Here is a 376-nt window from a genome sequence, read left to right as displayed (position 1 = left end):
GTGGCTAAACGCGGCGGACTGTAAATCCGCTCCTTCGGGTTCGGCAGTTCGAATCTGCCCCCCTCCACCATTTATATAGGGGTATAGTTTAACGGTAAAACGAAGGTCTCCAAAACCTTTGATGTGGGTTCGATTCCTGCTACCCCTGCCAATATTGTTATGGCGGCTGTGGCGAAGTGGTTAACGCATCGGATTGTGGCTCCGACACTCGTGGGTTCGATTCCCATCAGTCGCCCCATTTTTTAATGTAACAGTACAAGTGTCACTCTCATATAAATGTATTATGAAATGATCATTGGGCTATAGCCAAGCGGTAAGGCACCGGACTTTGACTCCGTCACTCGCAGGTTCGAATCCTGCTAGCCCAGCCATTTTG

At 49.2% G+C, this 376-nt stretch carries 3 tRNA genes; all 3 read left to right on the top strand.

What is annotated here, in order from left to right:
• Positions 1-77 precede the first annotated feature (77 nt).
• Positions 78-151, top strand: a tRNA-Trp gene (locus BK139_RS23415).
• An 11-nt stretch (positions 152-162) separates the two neighbouring features.
• Positions 163-238 (top strand) — tRNA-His (locus BK139_RS23410).
• A gap of 58 nt (positions 239-296) precedes the next feature.
• Positions 297-371 (top strand) — tRNA-Gln (locus tag BK139_RS23405).
• The last annotated feature ends 5 nt before the right edge of the window (positions 372-376 follow it).

It is taken from the genome of Paenibacillus sp. FSL R5-0490 (genome assembly GCF_001956215.1).
Taxonomy (GTDB): Bacteria; Bacillota; Bacilli; order Bacillales; family Cytobacillaceae; genus Cytobacillus.
Note: the sequence above shows the minus strand (reverse complement) of the source record. Positions and strands in the feature narration are given on the sequence as shown.